Below are 16,680 nucleotides of genomic sequence, written 5' to 3'. Positions count from 1 at the left end.
CGCAATGTTTGAAGACATGGCCAAAAATTTAACCGGGTGGCTCTCCGGAAAAGGTGATGATAACATGGTTGTGTTGTCATCAAGAGTCCGCCTGGCCCGAAATGTCGCCGGGTGTATTTATCCGTCGTCGGCCGATTCCGCCACCAGGGAAAAGGTGGTCGGCTATTTCGAATCGGCGGTCGAGCGGTCCGATTTGCTCTCCAAAGGCAGCCTGTTGCGCGGAAGCGACCTGACTCCGCTGGATCGTGATTTCCTGGTGGAGCGACATCTGATGTCGCCCGGCTTTATGCAGGATGATAAATCACGGGCCCTCTTTATCAGTGCTGACGAGCAGATTTCCATCATGATTAATGAGGAGGATCATCTGCGGATTCAGGCCCTGTCTGCCGGTCTCAACCCGGACAGCCCGTTTGAAATTGCGGGAAATTACGATAATGAAATCGGCCGGCACCTTGAATTCGATTATGATTCCGATTTTGGCTTTTTGACCGCCTGCCCCACCAATGTCGGCACCGGCCTCAGAGCCTCGGTTTTGATTCATCTGCCCGGCCTGGTAATAACCAAGGAAATTGACCGGGTTATATCAAAAATTACCAAAATGGGCGTTATTGTTCGTGGTTTTTATGGCGAAGGAAGTGACGTTCTGGGGAATCTTTTCCAGGTTTCGAATCAAAATACGCTGGGCGTGTCCGAGACGGAAACACTGCAGATGATTGCGAGCGTCACGCGCTCGATTATCGCCGAAGAAGCTCATGCACGCGAAAGACTTATGAGTGAGGCTCCGGATCATATCAGCGATAAAATCTGGCGCGCTTATGGAATTTTAAGAAATGCCCGGGTGCTGACGTCCGAAGAGGTCATGAATCTGCTTTCGGCCGTCAGGCTGGGAATAGCCCTGAACGTTATTGACCGTGTCAAGATATCAATGATAAATGAAATCCTGCTTTTATCTCAACCGGCTCATCTCCAGAAATATTACGGTAAAGAGATGTCGCAGGATCAGCGTGATGTAATCAGGGCGGAAATGGTAAGAGAAAAATTAAAATAAAAGGCACAAATAATCCTGAAGAAGCGTTACAGAGTAGGAAAATAATAGAAAGGTAATAAAAAATGAATGAGATGTTTACGGAATTAGCCCGGAAGGCCATAGAATTTGCCAGGGAAGAAGCTGCAAGGCTTCGGCATGACTATATCGGGACCGAGCATCTCCTGCTGGGATTAATCAGGCTTGGTGAAGGTCGGGCGGTTGAGATCATAAATAATCTGGGACTGGAAACCACGGATCTCAAAACTTCCATCGAGGAAGTCGTTCAGCCTGCGGGCGGGACCATGACCATGGGCCAGTTGCCCCTGACGGCGCGGGCTAAGAAGACCCTGGAAGTCTCCGGGCAGGAAGCACGGGCGCTTAAATCCAAAGATATTGACACCGAACATATCCTTCTGGCGCTTCTGAAGGATGAAGAAGGGGTTGCCGCACAGGTCCTTTCGATGTATGAAATCGACTATAAGGAAGTCTATGAAGAGCTGAAAAATGTCCAGACCGGCAAACCATCTTCATTCAAGCGCAAACGCAAAAAATCAAAGACCCCGGCTCTTGACCATTATGGCCGCGATCTGACCGAATTGGCGCGCCGCGGCCGGCTTGACCCGATTATCGGGCGGGCCGATGAAATCGAGCGTGTCAGCCAGATTCTATCCCGCCGCAAGAAGAACAATCCGGTTCTTATCGGCGAACCCGGTGTCGGCAAGACTGCCATCGCCGAGGGGCTGGCCCAGCGCATTGTCGAGGGCAAGGTTCCGCAGACACTCGATAACAAACGGCTGGTGACGCTTGATATGGCGTCGCTTGTTGCCGGAACCAAGTACCGCGGGCAGTTCGAAGAACGTCTCAAAGCGGTTATGACTGAAATCATCAATTCCAAAGATGTCATTATTTTCATCGATGAACTGCATACCATCGTCGGCGCCGGCGGCGCCGAAGGTTCGCTTGATGCCAGCAATATTTTCAAGCCGGCTCTTTCACGCGGCGAACTGCAGTGTATCGGTGCGACAACTTTGAATGAATACAGAAAATATATCGAAAAGGATGGCGCCCTCGAACGCCGCTTCCAGACCATTATGGTCGAGCAGCCGGGCGAAGAAAATACCATCAGGATTTTGCAGGGTCTCAAGCCCAAATATGAAGAGCATCATAAATTGACCATTTCCGACGAAGCGATTACGGCGGCGGTGAAGCTGTCCAATCGCTATATCAGCGGCCGTTTTCAGCCCGATAAGGCAATCGATGTTATCGATGAGGCCGGCAGCCGCGCGCACCTGGCCACTTTTGCCAAACCGGATTTGTTCAATGATATCGAAAATGAAATTTCCAGGCTGCAGGAAGAAAAAGAAAAGGCGGTCAAGAATCAGGCCTTCGAAACTGCGGCCCAACTGCGTGACGAATTGAAATTCAAAAAAGAAAAACTTCAGGATTTGAAAAAGGAATGGGACCAGAAACGGGAAGAGAAAAAAATCGTCCTGCAGGAAGATGATATTGCCCATATCGTATCGCAGATGACCGGTATTCCGCTCTTCCGCCTCGAAGAAAAAGAATCGAAACGTCTTCTCCGTATGGAAGATGAATTGCGCAAGCGCATTATCGGCCAGGATGAGGCAATCAACACCGTCACACGCGCCATCCGCCGCGCCCGGGCCGGGCTCGGCGATCCGCGACGCCCGATCGGATCATTTATCTTTCTGGGTCCGACCGGTGTCGGCAAAACCGAGCTGGCGAGAGTGCTGGCGGAATTCATTTTTGAAGATGCCGAATCGCTGATTCGTATCGATATGTCCGAATACATGGAGAAGTTTGCCGTCTCAAGACTGATCGGCGCTCCTCCGGGATATGTCGGCTATGAGGAGGGCGGCCAGTTGACCGAGAAAGTCAGACGCCGGCCGTATTCGGTGGTTTTGCTCGATGAAATCGAAAAGGCGCATCCGGATGTCTTCAATATCCTGCTCCAGCTTATGGACGACGGCTCGCTGACCGATTCCTTCGGCCGCAAGGTCGATTTCCGCAATACCGTGGTCATTATGACCTCGAATATCGGAACCAGAAGGATCAAGGACGGCAAGACCATGGGCTTTGGCTCCGAAGCGGAAGAATCCTCACATGATTCGATGAAGAAGAAAGTGATCGAGGAGCTGAAAAAGCTGTTCAACCCGGAACTGCTTAACCGCATCGATGAAAGCGTCATTTTCCACTCACTGAGCATCGATCATATCAAGGAAATCGTTGCGATCCTTACTGCCGATGTCGCTAAGCGCTTGGCGGAGAAGGGAATAAGTTTCACGCTGTCCGAAGAGGCCGTAACCTTCCTGTCGACCAGGGGCTACGAGCCGATGCTGGGTGCCAGACCGCTCCGGCGGGCGATCCAGAAATACCTGGAAGATCCGTTGGCTGAAGAACTTCTGCGCGGCCAGTACGCGGGCGATTGCAACCTGTATATCAGCGCCGATGAAGAAAAACTGCTTTTCACCTTCAATGAGAAGCCGGCCGCTGAAGAAAAACCGCAGCAGGTCCGCAATTAAAAACGCTTGCTTTTTTGAAAATAATTATTATAATACACGGCCCGGTGAAAGCCGGGCCGTAATTTTGAATATAATGTTTTGAGATAAGAGGTAGTGTTATGGCTCACAAAAAAGGCGTAGGTTCCTCCCGCAACGGCCGCGACAGCCACGGCCAGCGGCGCGGCGTCAAAGCCTATTCCGGCGAAGCGGTCACCGCTGGAACGATTATTGTCCGTCAGTGCGGCACCAAGTTCCACCCCGGCCTCAATGTCGGCCGCGGCAAGGATGACACGCTGTATGCCAAGGCCACCGGCGTGGTTAAATTCCAGCAGAAGGGACGCGACAAGAAATTCGTTTCCGTCTTTGAATAAGACCGGCTTCAGGCCCTGTCAAAAAACCAGCCCGCATCATTAAAGATGCGGGCTTTTTTGCGCTATGCCCTGATCCGCCTCCGGAGAAGCGGACCTAATGGAGGCGGGCATGCTTCATTTATAACGTTTATCCATTAACCGATATCTTACAAATTGTTTCCAAAAAATCCATGCTCGCCAAAAGTAATTTCCGGTCGTAGGCCCGACTCTGATCGAATTGAACATATTAGCGACTTTCAATGTTATAAGCTTAAACCTTTACCGGATAGAAATATGCCAAGAATTTCAGCCATTGCGACCGCCGTGCCGCCATATAGTATCGCTCAAAACGAAGCCAAAGCCTTTACAATGCGGCTGTTCGGGACACACCGAACCGATGTTGACCGGCTTATGCCTCTTTTTGACAATGCCGGAATCGGGACCCGATATTTCTCCGTCCCCAGCCAATGGTTTGAGCAGGAACATGATATTGCCGAAAAAAATAATATCTATATCGAATCCGCGACCGATCTGGGCGCGAAAGCCGCCCGCAAAGTCATGGAAATGACAGGAACTAATGCCGATCAGATTGATTACATCATCTACATAAATACGACCAGGCTGGCGACACCTTCGATTGATGCGCGGCTCATTAATGTCCTGGGCCTGCGCCACAATATCCGCCGCACGCCGATCTGGGGCCTGGGATGCGCCGGCGGTGCCGCCGGCTTGTCGCATGCCTACCATTATTTGCTGGGACATCCGGATCATCGCGTCCTTCTGGTCGCGGTCGAATTGTGCGGCCTTACCTTCAATAGTGATGATTTTTCAAAAAGTAATCTGGTTGCCTGTGCTTTATTCGGCGAAGGGGCCGCGGCTGCGTTGGTGTCCGGTGACAATGTCAAAAGCGATGGCCTCGAAATCGTCTCGACGCGCTCGACCTTTTATCCTGATTCGCTGAGCGTGATGGGCTGGAATATCGTCTCACGCGGCATGCAGGTGGTTTTTGACAAACGTATTCCCGACATAATCCTGGCCAATGCCGCGACCGAGATGGATACTTTTCTGTCCGAATGCGGCCTGTCCAAAGAAGATATCTTATATTATTTATATCATCCGGGCGGAATGAAAGTGGTCGAAGCCTACGAAACGGCGTACCACGTCAATGGCGACAGCTTTGCCCTCTCCCGCGATATTTTGCATGACTACGGCAACATGTCCTCGGTGACCGTGCTTTTCGTCATCGCGCGATATCTTGAAAAGCACGGTCTGAGAAATCCGGGCTACGGCATCATATCCGCCCTCGGTCCCGGTTTTTGCTCTGAATCGCTTCTGGTAAAACTATAGCGAGTCAGGTCGCGCTCTGTTTCTATGGGCAATTCGGCGCCGGGCCTCCTTTGTAGAGATAGTTTATCAGGTAAACAATATCCAGCAGGTTGATCGATCCGCCGCCGTCGCCGTCGCCTGATTCAATCGGGTCAGGGGCCGCGCCGCTTCGATACAGGTAATTTATAAGAAACGTAATATCCAGAATATTCATAAATCCGTCACCGTTGGCATCGCCGCAGAGATAAATGACCGTGACAAACAACAGCGTGTCCACATTGCAGGCATCCATAGCAATAACCGTGACCGGTTCGACAAAAGCGGTATCGGGGGCGGTTCCTTTTAGTGTATCATTGATAACTGTGCACCAGTGGGGCATTTCTGGATATATAACACTGTGGCTGGCATCATCCGGGTCAGTGATTGTCGGATAGTAGCTGAATTCGTGTAGGAATTGAACCAGCACTGTGTCGCCCGGTGACTCCATGGTGAACATGAAATTATTGCAGGGGTCGCACGAATCGCCGATACCGTCAAGGTCATAATCCTCCTGCAATGGGTTATATTGATCGGGGCAGTTGTCGCATAAATTGCCTTTGTTATCGCTATCGGAATCCTCTTGCCCGCTGTTTGCGATATTGGGACAATTATCGCAAGCATCACCAAATGTATCATCATCACTATCTTCCTGACCCTGATTATTTGCAGTTGGACAATTGTCACAAATATCGCCATAACTGTCATTATCGGAGTTCATCTGATCAGCATTGCCAATATTCGGACAATTATCACAGGCATCGCCCTTACCGTCAGTGTCAGTATCAATCTGGTCGGGATTGGACATCATCGGGCAATTGTCAGTGGTATTGGGGATACCATCATCATCCAAATCCAGAATCTCATATACCTCCATATAACCGCTGCTAAAGGATGTTGTGTACCCAATGCATAACTCCAGCCATCCGTCGTTATTTACGTCTGCAAATGTGACTACGTCGATGCTCCCGCCCGGACCTGTAGACCAAATAATTGAATCCGTCTGTCTGTCTATTAAGCAAGCATAGCCACCAAATGTCATAGTGGTGACGGCAACTGCTATCTCGGGTATCTGATCTCCATCTACATTTCCCATTGCCAATGTTGTCGGCCCCCAGAAAGGCTCATCAGAAAAATCATAAGACCATTCTTCTACCCAATTACTGTCGAATACCTTAACCTGTCTAATATCTGTCGGGGAGGTTCCGGTCGTATGGCAAATAACGAATTCAATCTGATTATCATTATCCACATCACCGCATGCGGTTCCCCGAAATACACTTGATGCTCCCAACTTCCATTCTACCGAATTGGGTGTTCTGTCCACCATAAATACTTTGGAACTGTCGGAGACAGCAACATCGGTTTCCACAAAGATTATTTCCAGAGCTGAGTCATTATCCAAGTCGCAGACTGTGGAACCCTCACTGAAAAAATAGTGGGTTTCTAATGTAGTGTCAAATTCGATGGCATGACTAATCCCATCAAAAATAAGAATCCTGCCGAAATCCTGCTGAACCGCTGCCCTCCATATCCCTGCGAATATCTCATTGACACCGTCAAGATCAAAATCTGCTACATGGAGACTCACCACAGTACCAATGTTTTCACTTTTCCACTCCAAGCTATAAGTGCTTCCATCGTAAATATATATATGTCCCTCTGCGCCTTCCTCCCAAGAAGTAGTCGATCCGACGATGATTTCTGTGTCGCCGTCTCCATCTATGTCCGTCACTTGAATTTTGTTTGGGTATCCAGTATCGAGCATAATTGAGGTATCCAAGATTTTACTTACCCCATTAAAGACCCTAAAAGGGCTTACTCCGGTATATCCAAGCTGGCAACCAACAATTGTTTCCTTCACCCCGTCCATGTTTGCATCCGCTACTATTATATCTTGGACCTGACCGATATCGCCGGTATTCCAATATAATGCTATTTCGGCATGAGCCGGCGGAAAAGCTAAGGCGAAAATGAGCGCTAATGCACATGGAGGACAGCCCATTAATTGAGTTTTCATTGATTTTCCTCCTTGTTCAGAGTAAAGGTTCTTAATGTGTAAAGTCGACATTAGGGATGTGCTCTGAAAATCCCCGATTTCTCCCGTAAAAGTGTCGACTGAAGCCAGTAATTTCCCAATAAGATTTCAAATCACTATTACAATGTTTATGGTTTCTCCGAGCATCATATTATGGTATCGTGAGCATAGTCCCCTGGCTTCTCCGATGTGCTCTTTTTGATATGCTCAGAACCCAGACAGGTAAAAACCTGATTTATAACATAAATATACAGATGTCCCGGGCTTTGTCAAGGCAGATTATTTCCCCGACAGCGCCTCTACATAATAATCACTATCTTGCCCACCTGATTGCCGTACTCCGACTCGACTGAGTAGTAATAAATCCCCGAAACCGGCACCTGCGTGTTCCGGGTAATCATATCCCAGATGTCATGCATGCTCTGCGGACTGTCTGGCGGGTAATCATGATCGATCTGGCGAACCAGATCGCCATCGATGGTGAAAATCCTGATAGTGCATTTATGCGGCAAATTCGTAAAATGAATCGCCCGGACCCGATCGTCCGGCATACTTTCCTGTCCGCGCCCCTCAAAACCGCCTCCTTCGGCCGAACGGTAATTGCCGTCGATACGATAAGGATTGGGATAAACAATGACATTCAGCCCTTCCGCCTCGACGATACCGGTTCGGTTCTGGGCATATTCGGCCACCATATTCACCGACGGGCTCGATTCGAGCGACAGCAGGCCGCTGGTCGGTGAACCATAGTCGAAAGCGGTCACCGATACATAGTACAGTTGTGACGGCAGCAGGTTTCTGAAAACATATTCGTACTCATAATATTTTAACAGGCTGTCTTCGGTCAACTCCTCAGGGTAATATATCGCCGCCGAATCGACAATGAGTGTACTGGGCGGGGGTTGATCCGGAAACCGCTTGTAGATACCCATCGTATCTCTCAATTCCGACTGGTTCCAGTCCTGCGCCGCAAAATAAAAGATCGAATCCATCCAGTAAAACCGGTGATCGATCGAAAAGCTCGTGGGGTCGAGATTACTGCCGTACAGCGCCCGGAGTGAATCAAGTGTAAAAGGCGGGTTGCGCAGTTCCCAGATGCCGCGTGATTCGTTCCAGATATATTTGTTGTAATCATCCCGGTCGTACGATGAAACCAGAACAAAGTCGGATTGCAGTTGCGACAGCGATATATAGACACGATACCCTTCGAAGTCGGCCACCCGGCTGAAGATATCTTTTTCGGTTTCCGATCGAAGCCCGTTCCAGCGGACCCGCAATTCCCCGCGATTGAACTCATCGATACTCGGCATAACCCGAAGCACCGGCGGCGGGGGAGGAGCCGCCCCGCGAAAATCGGGAACACCGTCACCTTCATACCAGAGCGTATCGGCCTGGGTATAGACCATGGTCGTTTCAATCACAACCGGATCGATCGACACCGTATCAAAAACAAATGTTGAGTCATAGACGCAAATACGGTACTTCCCAAAGTAGCCGTTGCCGTCGCTGTCATAGCCGGGGTTGTCATAGATCCACGACGCCCACATGGCATTCTTGGCAAAGTCGGTGAAGTCAAGCCGGTCAGAATATGGCTGCGGATTGTACGGCTGATAATACTGGTCCCAATCTTCGCAGCGGCGGTGAAAATTAGCACCGGCGACATAGGCAAAACTGACCGGAAGCACCTCGCCCGGGCTGATATCGAACGGCCCGAATGACAGCAAAAAGCGGGTGTCATAACCATTGGAAAAATCGGGAGCCTGCGCCGATGGCGGCAGCCAGCCGGCGGCCGTTTGATCGACGGCGCTGAAAAGCTGATCATAATCGAACTCTTCGTGCCTCAGCACATAATATTTATTTTTATCCCCCTCGGGAGTGCCGAGAAACCCGCCGAAATCGCGAAACGGATCATTCGGCGTGCCTATCCGTCGCGGGCCGAAATCGAGCGAGGCATCAGGATTGGATATCCACCAGTTGAAGGAGTACTTGAGCGAATCGGAAGGTGTTCGGACCACCCTGATACCGGTCACCGAGGTCAGCTCAAACCCACCGGGACAGGCCGGCGGCGGCGCCGAGCGGCCGTCATTGTCGGCCAGCCAGGCGATATTGACCGTATCGATAAAGCCGCATCCCTGATCGGAGGCGGCATAACGCCGAAAACCGCAGATATCATCGGTAAAATCATCATAATTGCCGCTGCGCGGCGTAACCTCGGCGTCGAGGTATATGCCGAGATACGCTTTCTTTATTTCCCGATATCCGATATTTTTAATAGAGTAATCAAACAGAATAAAGTCTTCCGCATAGGCATAACTCCAGGCGTACGAACGCTGGCTGATTTCGACATTGATCGGGATATGGGGCCGCCCGTCGGTCGGATCGATTTCCACATAGGATGGATTGGTCAGGGTATCGGTGTAAATGGCGATAAAATCCTGCTCCGAGAGCGCCTCAACATCGTCCGTATTTAGAATGGATGCTTCTTTGATTTCCCCCCGGGGATATGGATCGGGGAACATCTCGCGGGTAAGCTGCCAGCCGTCGGCACCGACCGAAACCAGCGTATCGCGCCCGACCACCGCCCCGATCCAGAAAGCGCCGCCGAAGATGTGCTTCAGACGTCCCGGATACAGGTATATTCCCGATGGCGCCGCGGCGCCGACCACTTCCTCACCGATAAAACCGGTCCCGATACTTCCGATGTTAGTAATTGTCAGGCCAAGTTTATTTATATCATGTATGGCGTAAGATACGTACGGTGCATCCAGAGCCGTTTTCCCGACCGGGGTAGTCGGAGCAGTCGGCCTTTCCGTTCGGTAAAGATTTCTGGCCGAGACCGCTGAAAAATCGAGTATGGATATCAGCAAAAGCAGTAATATTAACAGCGCCTTATTTTGCAGATGAGACATATTCTTTCGGCTGCCTCATAAGATGGGTTATTGCAACAAGCTCGTCCCTTATAAATATACTTTTTGTTGAGAGATGTCAACTTATGAGTGACAGTTAAATGAAAAAGACGGCCCCGGGCCGCCTTTTTCGACAGGAAGTCATTTTATAATATGATATTAATCCTTCACATTATCAGCACCATTTTGCCGATCTGGCTCCCGTATTCCGATTCAACCGAGTAATAGTATATTCCCGAAACAGGAGACTGGGTGTTGCGGGTGACTATATCCCGGATATCATGCATACTTTGTGGGCTGTCGGGCGGATAATCGTGATCAATCTCCCGAACCAGATCCCCGTCGATCGTGAAAATCCTGATAGTGCATTTATGCGGCAGATTGGTAAAGTGAACGGCCCTGACCCGGTCATCGGGCAATGTCTCCTGTCCGCGCCCCTCGAAAAAGCCCCCGCCAGCGCTTCGATAATTGCCGTCAATACGGTAAGGGTTTGGATACACTATAACACTTAATCCTTCCGACTCGACCTTGCTTGTTTGATTTTGCGCATATTCGGCCACCATATTCTTGGTCGGGCTGCTTTCCAGTGACATCAGCCCGCTTCCGGGGGCGCCATAGTCAAAAGCGGTCACCGAAACATAATACAATTGCGATGGAAGAATATTATCCAGCACAAACTCGTATTCATAATATTTTAGCTCTCCCTCCGGTGTCAGATCATCGGGAAAATAAACCGCTGCCGAATCAAGATCGAGAGTTCCCGGCGGCGGCTGGTCGGGATATATCTTATGGATTCTCGCGGTGTCGCGCCACATCTTGCGGATAAATATCCATCCCTCCGCTCCGGTCGAAACCAGTGTATCCCGGCCGACAACGGCCCCGATCCAGAAGGCCCCGGCAAAGAGATATTGCTGGTTGCCGGGAAAAGGATAAGTGCAGGAAGGCGCTCGAAATCCGGTCAGGGGATCATTGACATTGCCGCCACGATCGATGAAACCGGTGCCAAAACTGCCCTGATTCGTAATGGTCAGGCCGATCTTCCCGACATTATGCACCCCCACGGTTACATAAGGGACATCGGTCATATATTTGCCGACCGATGTGAACGCATCAGCGGCATCAAGAGCTTCGCGGCTCGATCCCGAGGCTGTCAGGATAAGCATGAGTGCAAACATCAATGAGGGGATAACAATAAGTCGTTTAACGAACTGCATATTGTCTCCCGGAAAATGAAAATTTCAATGTCTAAGAATAGGACGCCCGGGATATGATTTCATCAAAAGTAAATAATTGATATTACCAATTTCGATTGGTCGGAATAGTGGATTTTGTTCGATTACGAACGAAGACAATGCAAAAGGCCGCCGGAAAACCGGCGGCCATGTTGACTAGAGAGGCAAGCTAAAGGAAGTCTAGGTGACTTCATTTATTTATACGGATTGTTGGAAAAACCTGATGGATAAATTGGATAAATATAGTCTTCTATACAAAAAAATCATGTAAGAAAAAGAAGGGCTACTCCGGCCGTCGTAATGACCGCCCCGAGGACCGCCCGGATAGTTACCTTTTCATGGTATATTAAGATTACCAAAGGGATAACCAAAACCGGAACGGTCGCCATGATAGCCGCCGCAATGCCGGTTGCTGTGTATTTTATGGCCACCAGCGACAGCCAGACCCCAAGAAACGGGCCGCAAATCGATCCGCCCAGCGCCAGAAGCATGGCACGACGATCGCGTGCTTTTTTAATCGTTTCGATATTATCACCCCGAAACATCCCAATCAGCCAGATTGCCCCGGTCGCGGCTATCATCTGGATAAAAGTCGCCGGAAGCGGATCCAATGTCCCGGCCATCCCGGCTTTGGCCAAAACCAGGCCGATAGCCTGGCCGGCCGCCCCGCAAACCGCCATTAAGATTCCAAATCCCTTTTTCCCGTCCGATTGTATCGAACGGTTATTGACCGGCTGTCTTTCAGCCGTTACCCAGGCGATTCCCGAAATAGTCAGAACAATGCCGGCTATAGGGTAAAATCCCAGTGTTTCACCGATCAAAAACCAGGCAATGACGGCCGTTATGATGGGAGAGACCGAGAAAACCAGCAGTGTCATCCTGGTTCCGATCGAGATAAAGGCCGAAAAAAGGCAGAGATCGCCAAGCGAGAGCCCGATTATGCCGCTCACAATCAGATACATATATGATTGACCGCTGATGCCGCCGGGCAGAAGCCGGCCGCTGGTTATCAAAAGCATTATGGCCAGAAAGACGGCGGCAAAAGGAATTCGGAATTTGTTCAGGTGCAGGGAGCCGATTCTTCGGCCGGCTGACGTGAAAAAGATCGAAGTAAACGACCACAGCACGGCTGTGGTCAGGGCGGCGAATTCACCGGTGTATTTCATGGCCCAATATAATGTTTGCCCCAAAAAAGAAAAGAGAATTTCCTGATGAGGACAATATTATTCGGCCCGACACCCGGTTGACTTTATGCCCTCCATTGACTATTATCGCTTTGTTAAATTCGAGGAGTCAATGCCATGAAAATCGTCGTATTTGCAGCTTTATTGTTATTGGTCTTCCTGGGGGCAGGGCCGGCCACTGGAACCGAAGAAAGACCGGAAACCCAAAATATCGACTCATCGGCTGTCGCCAACCCGGCTGCTGCCGAAATCACGACCACGGCCGAATCATCCGAGCCGGTTTACCCGATGTCACCGGAAAGGAAAGAGCTCCTGGCCTCATACTCCCTTCACAAGAATATCTGGCGCTTTATAAGCTTCTTTTTTGATATCATTGTCCTCCTGGCCATATTGTATTCCGGACTTTCGGGCCGGATGCGCCGATGGGCCGAGGCAATCTCGCGGAAGAAGTTTTTTACATATTTCTTTTATGTCCTCTTTTTCATGATCGTCATGTACATCATCTATTTCCCGGTCAGCTACTATATCGAGTTTTCCGTCGAGCATAATTATGGTTTTTCCAATCAAACCTTCTCCGAATGGCTCATTGACGGCCTGAAATCACAGGCGGTTGCCTTTGTCCTGATTTTCATCATAGTCTCGGTTTTGTATTGGCTTATCAACAAATCAAGGCGATGGTGGCTTTATTTTTCCATCCTTGCCGTCCCCTTCGCCGTCTTGCTGATTGTCATCGTCCCGGTTGTCATCTCACCGATGTTCAACAAATTCGAACCGCTCAAGGATAAGAATCTTGAGACGGAGATGATCCAACTGGCGAATCGGGCCGGCATCAAAGATCCCGATGTTTATGAGGTCGATGCTTCAAAACAGTCGAACAAACTCAATGCTTATTTTACCGGGATGTTTGCGACGCAGCGGATTGTCCTATATGACAATATGATCAATGCCCTGACCACCGGTGAGTTGAAATATGTCATGGGCCATGAAATCGGGCATTACAAGATGCTTCATATCTGGAAGGGTCTTCTTATCGCCATCATAATAATATTTGTCGCAGCATATCTGGCGAACAGGCTGTTGCCGGGCCTAATTCGAAAGAACAGCCGGCGATTCGGTTTTGACCGGTTCGGCAGTGTTTCCAGCCTGCCGTTATTATTTTTATTTATTATTGTCTTCAGCTTTTTACTAAACCCGGTCACCAACGGCATCAGCCGTTTTCATGAATACAATGCCGATGAATATGGCTTTCGCCTGGCCGGGGTGACGGTCGATGAGGCCCGGATTACTTTCGAGAAACTGACCGCCTACAACCTGAGCGATCCGGAACCGCCCGCTTTTATCGAATTCTGGTTCTATGATCATCCGGCTTTAAGCAAGAGAATCAAAAATATTGAAAAGTACAGTGAACAATTACGCTCCGGCGTGTAAAATAATATATGAATGCAATATTGCTTGTGTACTAAGAATAATGGAGAAAGTATATGCGTGAGATTAAGACCGACACGATTATCGATGCGGTAAGGAAACTGACTATGGATGCCGCCACCGATCTTGGCGAGGATGTGATTAATTCGCTGGTGTCTGCCAAAAAAGTGGAAGCGTCCCCGGTTGGAAAAGATATTCTGCAGCAGATTATCGACAATGCCAAAATTGCCTATGACGAAAAAGCCCCGATGTGCCAGGATACCGGTTATGCCGTGCTGTTCGTGGAACTGGGGCAGGATGTGCACATCGTCGTCGGCAATTATGAAGATGCCCTCAACGAAGGCATCCGCCGCGGCTACAAGGACGGCTACCTGCGCAAATCGGTGCTGAGTGATCCGATCGAGCGCAAGAACACCGGCGACAACACCCCGGCCGTCATTCATACGCAGATCGTTCCCGGCGACAAAATGAAAATTACGATAGCGCCCAAGGGGGGCGGCTCGGAAAATATGTCCGAAGTGAGAATGATGAAACCATCCGACGGTATTCAGGGCGTAAAGGAATTCGTGATCGATCGCGTTCTCCGTTCCGGCGGTAATCCCTGCCCGCCGGTCATTGTCGGCGTCGGCATTGGCGGCACTTTCGAAAAATGCGCCATGATTGCCAAAAAATCACTGCTTCGCAAAGTCGGCGACCGCCATCCCAATAAATTCTATGCCGATCTCGAGCTGGAACTTCTGGAAAAAATCAACAAGCTGGGTGTCGGCCCGCAGGGACTGGGTGGAACGACCACCGCGCTCGACGTGCATGTCGAGGTGCACCCGTGCCATATCGCCAGCCTGCCGGTCGCGGTCAATACGCAGTGCCATGCCGCGCGGCATAAAGAAGTGATCCTTTAACAGCCAGTAAAGATTTGGAGATACAGACTATGTCAGAGAAAATATATATCACCACGCCGCTGACCGATAAAGTGGTCAAGGATTTGAAAATCGGCGATAATGTCCTGATAACCGGGACCATCTACACCGCCCGTGATGCCGCCCACAAGCGGTTGGTCGATCTGATCGACAAGGGCGAGAAACTTCCGTTCGACGTCACCGGTCAGATTATTTATTTTGCCGGTCCGACCCCGCCCAAACCGGGCCAGGTGATCGGCTCGGCCGGCCCGACGACATCATACCGCATGAACGCCTATACCCCCAAAGTGATCGGCGTCGGCCAAAAGGGGATGATCGGCAAGGGCGAGATGAGCGCCGAAGTGGTCGAGGCGATGAAAAAACACAAAGCGGTCTATTTTGCCGCCGTTGGCGGCGCCGGAGCGCTGATTTCGAAATCGATCACCGCCGCTGAAGTTATCGCCTATGATGACCTTGGCGCCGAAGCGATCCGCAAGCTGACCGTGAAAGATTTCCCGGCCATCGTAGCCCTCGACTGCCACGGCGGCAACCTGTACAAAGAGGGCATCGCCAAGTACGGGAAGAAGTAGCGTTTTATAAAAATCCAAGTTTGTCATTCCCGTGCAGACGGGAATCTAATGAATAGGGCAGGATCCGCAATCCCGTCAACGGAGGGAAATCGATCCTGCCTATTTTGTTAAATTTTTTGTTGATTAAGGAATAATGTATCTATATATTTTTATAGTCGGTTGCGCAATTGGTTCATAGATGCGAATAGAATTGGACTTAGATAATTCTCAAACGCCAAATATGATTGGAGGTTTAGATGGTAAAAGTAAAAAAAGGAAATGAGAAAAAAGTTGCAAAAGAGCTGGAGGAGTTGATGAAGATAAGAAAACTGTTAATGGTGATTTTAATAAGAGATGGTGTCGATTCCAGTCTATTGGGCGATATACTGGAAATTGATGCAAGCACGATTAGGCATATGATGCCCATGAAGAAATTAAAGAGGAGTTGATTAAAATGGAAGAAAAAGATGCCAAAGAAATTTTAAAAAACTTTCAAGATTTAAAGAAAGAACTGGAGGCAATTAAGCACCTCCTGGCTCTGCAATTAAAAAATGCCGGCGTCAATGTTACATTAATTGGAAAGGCAATGGGTATAAGTCAAGGGCGTGTAAGTCAAATATTGGGTGAATCAAAAAGGAAGAAATAAGTTATGCCACAACAGGTTGTGGACCTTTCATCAAATAGGGAAGAAATAATAACGGGGGTCGCAAAGTCGTTGTCCCGATCGCCACAAAGAACGTTAGTATTCCGTCAAATTTACTTTGGTAAAAAGAACGCAAAAAGTGTTACTGAATTGATGAAATTGACAGATTTGCCACGTAAGAGAATTCTTGAAGAAGGAATAAAGTTGGTCAAAAGCCAAATTATAAAACAGGTCAGAGTAGATGAAGAGATCGGATACGAGAAACTTTCGCATATTGCCGCACATAAGGAACAGATTTTAAGGTTGACAGAAACACCTAGCAAAATATCCCAGATAGCTACAAAAAGAAATCCAATGCCACGCGAAATTATTCAGGTTAAGCTGCCACGTGATAGGACAAAGACCGAACATATAACAATAGATGATATCGATTTGGTCTTCCCCTAAAAAAATGGACACATAGTTAAGATAGGGTAGCCGCCCGTTCGAAGTCAACTGGATTTTTAAAACCCAGGCTCGAATGACG

Annotated in this window: 14 protein-coding genes; 10 read left to right on the top strand and 4 right to left on the bottom strand. The window is 49.3% G+C overall.

What is annotated here, in order from left to right:
* The first annotated feature begins 4 nt into the window (after nucleotides 1-4).
* The 4 genes from CVT49_08980 (at nucleotide 5) to CVT49_08965 (ending at nucleotide 5,246) form a co-directional block, all read left to right on the top strand.
* Nucleotides 5-1,048, top strand: coding sequence for a protein arginine kinase (locus tag CVT49_08980; protein PKK83325.1), 1,044 nt, complete (start codon nucleotides 5-7; stop codon nucleotides 1,046-1,048).
* 62 nt (nucleotides 1,049-1,110) lie between these two features.
* Nucleotides 1,111-3,570, top strand: a complete 2,460-nt coding sequence (locus CVT49_08975) for a hypothetical protein (protein PKK83324.1) — start codon at nucleotides 1,111-1,113, stop codon at nucleotides 3,568-3,570.
* Between the two features lie 98 nt (nucleotides 3,571-3,668).
* Nucleotides 3,669-3,920 (top strand): 50S ribosomal protein L27, encoded by a 252-nt coding sequence (locus tag CVT49_08970; protein PKK83323.1) that lies wholly within the window; start codon nucleotides 3,669-3,671, stop codon nucleotides 3,918-3,920.
* A 273-nt stretch (nucleotides 3,921-4,193) separates the two neighbouring features.
* The gene (locus tag CVT49_08965; protein PKK83322.1) at nucleotides 4,194-5,246 is read left to right on the top strand and encodes a hypothetical protein; all 1,053 of its coding nucleotides are present in this window, start codon (nucleotides 4,194-4,196) and stop codon (nucleotides 5,244-5,246) included.
* A 22-nt stretch (nucleotides 5,247-5,268) separates the two neighbouring features.
* Here CVT49_08965 and CVT49_08960 read toward each other — a convergent pair whose 3' ends face one another.
* The 4 genes from CVT49_08960 to CVT49_08945 form a co-directional block, all read right to left on the bottom strand.
* Nucleotides 5,269-7,281 carry a hypothetical protein gene (locus CVT49_08960; GenBank protein ID PKK83321.1) on the bottom strand — a complete coding sequence of 671 codons (2,013 nt, stop codon included), beginning with the start codon at nucleotides 7,279-7,281 and terminating at the stop codon, nucleotides 5,269-5,271.
* A gap of 317 nt (nucleotides 7,282-7,598) precedes the next feature.
* A complete protein-coding gene (locus CVT49_08955) occupies nucleotides 7,599-10,208 on the bottom strand; it encodes a hypothetical protein (GenBank protein ID PKK83320.1) in 2,610 nt (869 codons plus the stop codon).
* A gap of 164 nt (nucleotides 10,209-10,372) precedes the next feature.
* A complete protein-coding gene (locus CVT49_08950; protein PKK83319.1) occupies nucleotides 10,373-11,419 on the bottom strand; it encodes a hypothetical protein in 1,047 nt (348 codons plus the stop codon).
* A gap of 281 nt (nucleotides 11,420-11,700) precedes the next feature.
* On the bottom strand, nucleotides 11,701-12,627 hold the full coding sequence (locus CVT49_08945) for an EamA family transporter (GenBank protein PKK83318.1): 927 nt from the start codon (nucleotides 12,625-12,627) through the stop codon (nucleotides 11,701-11,703).
* Nucleotides 12,628-12,738: 111 nt separating this feature from the next.
* Here CVT49_08945 and CVT49_08940 point away from each other — a divergent pair, with 111 nt between their 5' ends.
* The 6 genes from CVT49_08940 (at nucleotide 12,739) to CVT49_08915 (ending at nucleotide 16,601) form a co-directional block, all read left to right on the top strand.
* Complete coding sequence (locus tag CVT49_08940) at nucleotides 12,739-14,049, top strand: hypothetical protein (protein PKK83317.1); 1,311 nt, start codon at nucleotides 12,739-12,741, stop codon at nucleotides 14,047-14,049.
* Nucleotides 14,050-14,102: 53 nt separating this feature from the next.
* A complete protein-coding gene (locus CVT49_08935) occupies nucleotides 14,103-14,945 on the top strand; it encodes a fumarate hydratase (GenBank protein ID PKK83316.1) in 843 nt (280 codons plus the stop codon).
* Between the two features lie 29 nt (nucleotides 14,946-14,974).
* The gene (locus CVT49_08930) at nucleotides 14,975-15,532 is read left to right on the top strand and encodes a fumarate hydratase (GenBank protein ID PKK83315.1); all 558 of its coding nucleotides are present in this window, start codon (nucleotides 14,975-14,977) and stop codon (nucleotides 15,530-15,532) included.
* Nucleotides 15,533-15,768: 236 nt separating this feature from the next.
* A complete protein-coding gene (locus CVT49_08925) occupies nucleotides 15,769-15,960 on the top strand; it encodes a hypothetical protein (GenBank protein PKK83314.1) in 192 nt (63 codons plus the stop codon).
* 5 nt (nucleotides 15,961-15,965) lie between these two features.
* Nucleotides 15,966-16,157, top strand: coding sequence for a hypothetical protein (locus tag CVT49_08920; GenBank protein ID PKK83313.1), 192 nt, complete (start codon nucleotides 15,966-15,968; stop codon nucleotides 16,155-16,157).
* A gap of 3 nt (nucleotides 16,158-16,160) precedes the next feature.
* A complete protein-coding gene (locus CVT49_08915) occupies nucleotides 16,161-16,601 on the top strand; it encodes a hypothetical protein (GenBank protein ID PKK83312.1) in 441 nt (146 codons plus the stop codon).
* Nucleotides 16,602-16,680 lie beyond the last annotated feature (79 nt).

The sequence above is a fragment of the candidate division Zixibacteria bacterium HGW-Zixibacteria-1 genome, from assembly GCA_002838945.1.
Taxonomy (GTDB): Bacteria; Zixibacteria; MSB-5A5; order GN15; family PGXB01; genus PGXB01.
Note: the sequence above shows the minus strand (reverse complement) of the source record. Positions and strands in the feature narration are given on the sequence as shown.

Bases quoted from the DNA above. Each gene is read 5' to 3' on its own strand.
- CVT49_08980 (PKK83325.1), top strand. From the start codon at position 5: ATGTTTGAAGACATGGCCAAAAATTTAACCGGGTGGCTCTCCGGAAAA.
- CVT49_08975 (PKK83324.1), top strand. From the start codon at position 1,111: ATGAATGAGATGTTTACGGAATTAGCCCGGAAGGCCATAGAATTTGCC.
- CVT49_08970 (PKK83323.1), top strand. From the start codon at position 3,669: ATGGCTCACAAAAAAGGCGTAGGTTCCTCCCGCAACGGCCGCGACAGC.
- CVT49_08965 (PKK83322.1), top strand. From the start codon at position 4,194: ATGCCAAGAATTTCAGCCATTGCGACCGCCGTGCCGCCATATAGTATC.
- CVT49_08960 (PKK83321.1), bottom strand. From the start codon at position 7,281: ATGAAAACTCAATTAATGGGCTGTCCTCCATGTGCATTAGCGCTCATT.
- CVT49_08955 (PKK83320.1), bottom strand. From the start codon at position 10,208: ATGTCTCATCTGCAAAATAAGGCGCTGTTAATATTACTGCTTTTGCTG.
- CVT49_08950 (PKK83319.1), bottom strand. From the start codon at position 11,419: ATGCAGTTCGTTAAACGACTTATTGTTATCCCCTCATTGATGTTTGCA.
- CVT49_08940 (PKK83317.1), top strand. From the start codon at position 12,739: ATGAAAATCGTCGTATTTGCAGCTTTATTGTTATTGGTCTTCCTGGGG.
- CVT49_08935 (PKK83316.1), top strand. From the start codon at position 14,103: ATGCGTGAGATTAAGACCGACACGATTATCGATGCGGTAAGGAAACTG.
- CVT49_08930 (PKK83315.1), top strand. From the start codon at position 14,975: ATGTCAGAGAAAATATATATCACCACGCCGCTGACCGATAAAGTGGTC.
- CVT49_08925 (PKK83314.1), top strand. From the start codon at position 15,769: ATGGTAAAAGTAAAAAAAGGAAATGAGAAAAAAGTTGCAAAAGAGCTG.
- CVT49_08920 (PKK83313.1), top strand. From the start codon at position 15,966: ATGGAAGAAAAAGATGCCAAAGAAATTTTAAAAAACTTTCAAGATTTA.
- CVT49_08915 (PKK83312.1), top strand. From the start codon at position 16,161: ATGCCACAACAGGTTGTGGACCTTTCATCAAATAGGGAAGAAATAATA.